The organism is Patescibacteria group bacterium (assembly GCA_041645165.1).
GTDB lineage: Bacteria > Patescibacteriota > Patescibacteriia > 2-02-FULL-49-11 > 2-02-FULL-49-11 > 2-02-FULL-49-11.
The window spans coordinates 1-4,974 of the sequence record JBAZQN010000033.1 but is presented as its reverse complement, the minus strand read 5'-3'; the positions used below and the strand labels follow the sequence as shown (position 1 = coordinate 4,974).

Annotated in this window: 1 protein-coding gene; it reads right to left on the bottom strand. The window is 48.0% G+C overall.

Going from position 1 to position 4,974, the window contains the following annotated elements:
• Positions 1-4,933, bottom strand: a 4,933-nt coding sequence (locus WC659_07170) for a hypothetical protein (protein MFA4873676.1), incomplete at its 3' end; no start/stop codon positions are given.
• Between the last annotated feature and the right edge of the window lie 41 nt (positions 4,934-4,974).

Below are 4,974 nucleotides of genomic sequence, written 5' to 3'. Positions count from 1 at the left end.
CCGGGTTCATCCCGGGGCCAGGTCTTGCGGCGCTATCAATATCATTAGTCACGTTGATATTGGCATCATTATACAAATTAACTCCTTGCCCCTTAGCGCTCGTGTCCGTATCGGCCAAGTGGAAGTCGGCTGTGGAGGTTGAGACGAATTGCACCACCTTGCTCGTAGTGGCAAAAGTCGCGTTCAGCGCGTCCCCCGCGATGTCGGAGATGTTGTAGTCGGAGGAGGTGGCGAAGAAACCCGGGCCTATATCAAAACCATTACTACAATTTTGAGTGATATTATTTTTTAAATAAAAAACCGGGTTACCACCATTATTTGTAAAACCGGTAGAACAATTATAAATCGTGTTGTTATATGCATATATTTTACCTGCGCCAAATTTAATCACAATTGCGTCGTTTGTGAAATTATAAAAAAGATTATTCCAAATAATTCTTGTGCCGAGACGATCGTTGCTCCCTGACATTGCTATCCCGGAAGCATAGCCGCCGGTTAATGCGGTATAATCGCCGGTAAAAATAGAATTCGAAATCCGTAATTTAGAATTAACATTATTTATGGGTGTTACGATTGATGCTGGCCAATAAGTTCCAGCGGTTGCAGTTAGCTTGATTTGCAAACCATCAACCCAAACATACTCCTCAGCAATACCTATTCCAGTGATATTTCCTCCGGTTCGTTCGATTCGATATTTTGTCGCATCCCACTTCCCTGTGTGTCTTGCGGCGGAAGTTGTGTAAATCTTGATGTAGTTATCATAACTCGTTGTCCACTCATCAATATCCAGCCCCGTCGTATCCGGACTTGCCCAAACACCATCAATTTTAGCGACAGCGATAGGCGAAGCGCCGAGCTGGTCGGCGGTGCCAGAGTTTCTCCAGGTGTTCGCTGTCGTTATTTGCCAAACCGTGCCCGAGGCGACGTTGACCGGCGAGGTGGTGCCGGCAATATTTTGGAGGAGAATTTGGGAGGTGGTTGTCGCAACAATCGTGCCGGTGATTCCGGTTGAAGTGGCGCCGCGGTAAAGCGTGACGGAGTTCCCTGCCACGAGCGTGCCGGAAGCAGTGCCGGAAAAAATGCGCGTGCCGGAAGCTGTCAAGTCGGAATCAACAGCCGATTCCCAACTTGAGAGTGTGGCATAACTGCGATTTGCGCACCCCCCGCCGGCAGTCGTGCTTTCGCAGATCGTTGAAACAAACTCGGTCGGCACCTCATCCGCCCCGATGTCCCACGCCGCGCCCCGGTATGAACCGTCAATGTCTTGGGTGAAATAAAGGCTAGAGTCCCACAAAATCGTACTCGTCCCCGCGTTCCTGGCGGCGGTATCGGTTGGGGAGAGATGGAAATCCCTGTTTGTTTCATCAATAAAACTTACAATTACACCGTTCCTTGAATTTGCCCCAGGTGCGTCTGTTTGTGTCGGACCAGAGAGATTATTGGTGGACGAAGCGCTAAAAGCTCCTTCGTAGTTATCAGTATTATTGTAAGAAACGTTGTTTATTGCAACAACATCACCATAGCCATCGCGGATGCCATAGTTTCCACAATTATAAACTGTATTGTTGTACACATATGACTTGTTGGAAGTTGAATTTACAATTCTAATACAACCGTCCGTAAAGCCATAAATAATATTATTATAAACTTTAATGTTGCCGGCGTTATCGGTAAAAGGACTAATCCCATAATTATATCCACCCGTACCCGTACTGGTGTTTTGAATAATATTATTGTTTATTTTAATATTCTGTAAATTAGGCCAGCCATCAATCGCCGGATTATTATAATTACCAGTCATTTTTAATTGCACCCCGTCTATTAATATATCTGATTCTCTCAGAGAAATACCATTTCCATCTAGACTATTTATCTCTAATCGATATTTTCCATCATCCCACTTCCCATTATGCCTCGCGGTGGGCGTGGTATAAACACGGATATAATTATTTGGCCCGGTCGTCCACCCATCAATGATGACAGCGGTCGTATCCGGATTCGTCCACGCGCCATCAATCTTGGCTGTGGCGATGGCAGGGTTGCCGGCATTGGAGAGGATGGCGTAGTTTGAGGTGGTCGCCGCACCTTTGATGTAAATCCGCTCGCCCGAAAGAAAGGTTGAAGAGGCAATATTATAAAGCAAAATTTGGGTTGAGGTAGAGTTTGCGCCGACAGTTGTTGAAGCAACCGCGCCGGAGGTCAGGCCGACCAGCGTAGAATTTACCGGAATGGTGCCGGATGCACTGGAAAGCGAGAATACCGCGGTCGAGGTCGTCGCCAGATCAACCTGATTCGCCGCTTCCCAACTTGAAAGTGTGGAAAAGTTACCGCCAGTCTGCATCACGCTGGTCACATACTCCACACTCCCCTCATCCGCCCCGATGTCCCACTGTCGGCGCAGTTGCCCGTCGATGTCATATATTATGTCATTCTGGAGACCCGCAGGGTCGATAGAATCCCGCGGGCTGCTTGTCCCCGCGTCCAGCGCGGCGGTGTCGATTGGGGCGAGGTGAAAGTCTTTGTTGGCGGCGTCGACGAAAGAGACGGTTTGGTTCCGACAACTATGTCCGGCGCAATCAGTTCCACCAGAATTGGGCGAGGTAGCATCTTTTGAAATATTGTTCGTGTATGAGCTGTCAGTCGCATTTAAATTATAATCACTTGCGAAGCCTTGTGCAAAATTATTTTTAAGGACAAAACTAGAGGCGGCAGCATTATGATAAAATCCAGAGCCAGTGCCTGTAGTGCTATAAACTGAATTATTATAAATATAGCCAGTCATACTAGATCCATACGTAAAAACTGCGTTGCCGCTACCATACACAATGTTATTCCATATTTTCACTCCCATCACCGAGCCAAATTGGCTCATAATGCCGGTTCCAAAGTTTTTTATAATATTATTGTTTATATGCACATATCCGATTGTTGCATTATTTATGGTTATACCATAATCTCCTGAATCAGCACCCACCTGTAAACCGACAGCGTAAGTATTTGGAACATAAATAGAAAGCGGCCTTCCGTTGTAATATAAATTGTATTTATTAGCATCCCATTTCCCCTGATGCCTCTGACTGGTGCCAACTTCGCTGGTCGCGGTTGGCGTGTAGATTTTAATGAAATTCTGTTGCCCGGTTGTCCAGCCACTAATCGTCACGGCGGCAGTATCCGCCGTAGCGCCGTTGGCGTAGGCGGCGATGTTCCACTGGGTGTTAGAGGCGACCAAGTCGGCGCCGCCGGACCAGGCATCAAAGTTGCGGATTGCGGTATTGACGATACCCGTGTTCTCGGTGCCAGCCTCGGCGTTAGCTAGCGTGGTGTAGGCGCGGTAAATTGACCAGCTGGTATCGGCACTAACGGCGGTCGGTGCCGTGCCGGAGGCGGTTTTGACGGTATAGACGGTTGAAGAGGAGCGGCCGTGAATAAACGCGGTGCCGGTGGCCGTGCCGCCGGTGTTATAGATGATGACATCGCCCACACCGATATTATCGGCGAGCGCCGTGGCAAAAGTTGCGAGTGAAGTTGAGCTGGAAATCGTCAGCGCATTCGTTGCGCCGGTTGTGAGCGCAGCCGAACTACCAGGCGCTATTGACCGATAAATCTTCACCGCCGTCTGATCGGCACCGATGTCAAAATTCAACCCAACATTCGCCGGAGGCCGAGCCGCCGAATCAATATCGTTCGTCACATTGATATTAGCATCATTATACAAATTCACCCCCGCCCCCTTGGCGCTCGTGTCCGTGTCTGCCAAATGGAAGTCGGCGGTGGAGGTAGAGACGAAATTTACTGTCTTGGCATTTTGCGGATTCAAGCCCGGTGCGTCTGTCTGTGTCGGGCCGGAGAGATTGTTGGTGGAGGAAGCATTGAAAGTTCCATAGTAATTATCATCATTACTATACGATAAATTATTTTTCGCAATTACTGTTGAGATGGAATCCTGTATAAAAAAACCAATATTAGTATTATACGCAGTATTATTATAAGAATACACTACAATTCCAACTGTCCCAGCACCGGTACCACAGATGCCGTATCCTAAATTAGATCCACTTCCCTTAAAGTCATATGAAATATTGTTCCATAAGTATGCTGTTTCATTTGAACTGCACACCCTGATACCCATAAACCAGCTGCCTGAAGCATTCGTAACTCCGCGAGTAATACTATTTGAGACCTTGAATTCACTCTCGCCTGAGATGTTCAAAGAATCAATGCCTGCTATTTCCCCACTTGTCATGGACGTAATATAAGCTTGAATGCCATCTATCCAAGTATAATTTTCTCTAGTTAAAAGTGCTGCGCTATTTGCAACTTCTATCCTATATTTCCCGTTATCCCACTTACCATTGTGTCTCGCTGTCGGTGTGGTATAAATCTTAATAAAATTATCACGACTAGTTGTCCATCCATCTACAGTTACCACTGTTACGTCTGGATTCGCCCACGCCCCGTCAATTTTGGCGACGGCAATCGGGCTGGCGCCGAGCTGGTCGGCGGTGCCGGAATTTTTCCAGGTGTTAGCGGATGTTACCTGCCAAACGGTGCCGGAGGCGACATTGACCGGCGAGGTGGTGCCAATAATATTCTTAATGAGAATCTGTAAGGTGGTGGTAGCCTGGATCGTGCCAGTGATGCCGGTAGAGGTAGCGCCGTTATACAGGGTAACGGTGTTCCCGTTGGCTAACGTACCCGAAGCCGTGCCGGAGAAAATGCGGGTACCCGAAGCGGTCAGGTCAGAGTTAACTGCTGACTCCCAGGTGGAAAGAGTTCTATAATCTAAATTCGCGCATCCCCCGCCCGCCGCGGTGTTTTCGCAAATCGTGGACACAAACTCGGTCGGTACCTCGTCCGCCCCGATGTCCCAGGCCGCTCCGCGGTATGAGCCGTCTAGGTCTTGAGTCAAAGAAGAGGTCGCATCAAAAATCAAACTAGTTCCCTGATTTTTCCAGATAGTATCAAAAGGGCTTA